This is a genomic window from Planomonospora algeriensis, from assembly GCF_977012225.1.
The window spans coordinates 1-2,930 of the sequence record NZ_CDRNDK010000635.1; the positions used below are offsets into that span (position 1 = coordinate 1).

The 2,930-nt window shown below is 77.5% G+C and carries 2 protein-coding genes; both read right to left on the reverse strand.

Features of this window, described 5'->3' with window-relative positions; translation table 11 throughout:
• Positions 1-236: hypothetical protein (locus ACWJ6R_RS33720; RefSeq protein ID WP_449066099.1), on the reverse strand; the 236-nt coding region annotated here is incomplete at its 3' end.
• Between the two features lie 176 nt (positions 237-412).
• Positions 413-2,930 (reverse strand): hypothetical protein (locus ACWJ6R_RS33725; protein ID WP_449066100.1); only part of this gene is annotated, 2,518 nt, incomplete at its 5' end.

The following is a 2,930-nucleotide window of genomic DNA, read 5'->3' on the forward strand; positions in this document are numbered from 1 at the left end:
CCAGCAGCACCCCGGCGCGGCCGACCGTCTCCGTCCCGGGCGCGCGCCGAGGCCGTGGCTCGGGGTGGAACCGGTCGCCGGAGTCGTCGCCGGGGTGCCGGGGGTACGGTGGCCGCGCCGTCCCGGCCGGGCGCGCCGGACGTGTCCGCCGGCAGGTCGATCGGGACGAACGGCTGGGCGGACGGCGAGGAGCAGCCCGTCAGGCCGGCCAGCGCCAGAGCGGTCACCGTACCCACACCGATCACGCTAGAAGCGCCCGCCGCGCGCAACCACCGGTATGCACGGATCGGCATGATTCTCCCCTTCCTTCTCCCCTGGATCACACGGGCGGCCCGGACCGCACGGGCGGTCCCGACCACGCGGGCGGCCCGGAGGACCTCATCCGTCCGGCCCTCCGGCCGCGGCGCCCCGCTCATGCCGACGGCGCCGAACTCATCCGCCACGCGGGCAGCAGCTCGTCGATGAGGGCCTCGGTCTCCGGGGCCATCCCGCCCCCGTAGGGGTGGGACGCGGCCCGCCGGTGCAGGGCGTCGGCCACGGCTCGCAGCCGGGCGGGGTCACCGGTCCGGTGGGTCGCCCGGAGCAGGTCCCGCCAGAGCCCTTCGTCATCGGCGGCCAGCAACAGCCCGGCCCGCACCGCGGCCACCGCCCGGCCGGGTTCGCCTGCGGCCAGCCACACCTCGCACGACCGGTGCGCCGCGTCGGCGACGCCCGCCGCCACGTCGTACTCCAGGTCGTCGGCGGCCAGCCACGCGTAGCGGCCGCGCGGGCGGCCGTTCAGCAGCGGACCGCGGACCAGGCCCAGCGCCTGCTCCAGCAGTACGGCACGCGCCGCGGCGTCCGCGTGGGACCGACGGACCAGCTCGCGGAAGAGCATCCAGTCGGTGCGCACCTCGGGGCCCAGGCGCAGCCGCCCGGACTCGTCGGCGTACAGGTTGGGCCTGCCCTCGGAGTCGGCGCCCAGCCAGGCGGCGACGCGGGCGATGGTGGCGTCCCTGACCACGGCCTGCACACCGCGCGGCCACAGCACCCCGCCGAGCACGACCGGGTGCACGCCGCCCGGATGGGTCGCCAGGTAGACGACCATCTCGACGGCGAGCCCGGCGCGGCCCTCCTCCATCGGCGGCGGGCCCGCGATCTCGATCGGGCCGAGGATGCGCACCTCCACCGACGGGGTCGCGGTGACGGGCCCTGCCTCGTCGTCCACGGGCTCGCCCTCCAGCCGCCGGGCGGTCGAGAACAGCTCGACCAGGGCCCGGTACTGGCGGTGGGGCAGTAGCTGCGCGGCCACCTCGAAGCCGAGCGCGTCCACCCGGATCCGGCCGTCCCCGTCGATCTCCCAGTTCCACGTGGCGTGCGGGACGTCTCCGGCGATGACGTACCCGGCGGCCGTCCGGGCGCCCGTGCGGGCCAGCATCGCCAGCCTGCGGGCCTCCTCGGCGCTCGGGGGGATCGCCGAGAGCAGGTAGTGCGGCGACCAGACGGGGTCGCCGGCGCGACCGTGGATCCGCCCGGTGAGCACCTCGGCGCCGTGCCCCCGGTCGGCCGCCGACCGGGCCTCGGCCTCCAGCTCCGGCAGGACCTCCTCCAGGCTGCTCGCGCACCTGATCCGCTCGGGCGCGATGACGGTCAGCTCCTCGCCGAAACCCACGAGCGTGACGCGCATCCGGTCCGACCAGCGGTTGGTGGCCAGTTCCACGGCGAGCGCGGCCAGGGCCGCGGTGGTCTGCGCGCCCCGGACGGCGATCAGGCCGTGGGCGGCCTCCAGGTCGACGAGCACCCGGCCCTCGCCGTCCCCGCCCAGGGAGACCAGTCCGGGGTACGGCGCGGGCGCGTCGGCCAGTGCCGCCTCGTCCAGCATCCGGCCCTCGTGGGCGGGCAGCCGCCAGACCTGGCCCCCGTCGTGGGCGGCCCACGGCGCGGGGGCGTCCGCGTCCGGCGGGTGGATCCACAGGTCGAGGTGGCGCGGGGACAGGTGCGCGGCGTAGATCGTCGGCGGGACCCGCCCGGCCGCCGCCAGGGACCGGCCGAGCAGCCGCAGCCCGATGTCCAGCATCCGGCTCCCGGGGGCGTCCGCGCCGAGCCTGAGCGCGAGCTCCGCCTGGGCCGCGTCGTCCCGGGGCCGGACGATCCGGCGTCCGAACGCCCGGTGCCAGAGCTGCTCCCTGCGCCTGCGCCCGAGCGCCGCCAGCAGTCCGGCCGCGGCCAGCGAGGCCCCGGCCAGGTAATCGAGCATGCCCGGGCCGGAGTCGCCCGGGTCGGCGGAGTCACCGGAGTCGCCGGTGTCGCGTCCGGGGCGGCCGGTGTCCGAGGCGACCGCGGAACCCGTGGAGTCCGCGGAGTCCGCAGGCCCCCGGGAACCCGTGGAGTCCGCGGACCTCGGGGAGCGTTCGGAGCCCTCCGCCTCCGGATCCGCGGCGGCCCGGTCGTCCCCCGCGGACGGATCGGCCCGCTCCGGAACCGGCTCAGGCCGTACGGCCGGCCGCTCCCGCGACTCGGCGGGCGCCTCCTCCGGGAGGCCGGTCCCGCCCGGGACGACGTAACGGGTCCGGCCGTCGAGTTCGGCGGGCTTGCCCGGATGGTCACCGAGGGTGGCGGGGCGGGGCTGGTCGGCGGGCACGATGTGGACGTTGCGCGCGTCGTCCGGCATGTCGAGCACCCAGCCCGGCCTGATCAGGTCCGCGATGCGCAGCCGGCTCCCGTCGGGCTGCTCCTTGTGCTGGTTGAGCCGGTAGACCTCCGGGTAGCGGCGCCCGTCCCCGAGGCACTTCTCGGCGATCTCCCACAGGCTCTCGTGGTGCCGCCCGTGCGGCGGCTGGACCACGTAGACCTTCTTCGCCCTCTCCACCGGCACCAGCGGCGCCCGCTCCGCGGTGGCCGGCGCGGCCGGCGAGGGCGTCTCTGCCGCGACGGCCGCCGGGCGTCGGCGG